Source organism: Rhizobium ecuadorense (assembly GCF_001187535.1).
GTDB classification, from domain to species: Bacteria; Pseudomonadota; Alphaproteobacteria; order Rhizobiales; family Rhizobiaceae; genus Rhizobium; species Rhizobium ecuadorense.
In genome coordinates this window covers 1-221 of sequence record NZ_LFIO01000153.1, presented here as the reverse complement: position 1 = coordinate 221, position 221 = coordinate 1, and the positions used below count along the sequence as shown (strand labels likewise).

The 221-nt window shown below is 61.1% G+C and carries 1 pseudogene; it reads left to right on the top strand.

Annotation, left to right across the window (positions count from 1 at the left end):
• Nucleotides 1-221: pseudogene (locus AF337_RS04360) on the top strand (hypothetical protein); the annotation flags it as partial.

Genomic DNA, 221 nt, shown 5'->3' with positions numbered 1-221 from the left:
CTGCTTTCCGGCTGCACCACCACCTCCGACCACCACTATCTCTACGCCGCCGGCCTCGAAGACGCGATGGATGTCGAGGCCGAGGAGGCAGCTCGCCTCGGCATGCGCATCACGCTGACGCGAGGCAGTCTCAACATCAAAGACCAGCAGGGTGTCATTTCGCCCGCCAATGTCGTGCAGGACGACGACGCTACTCAGGAAATGCTTTCACTGGTCTTGGA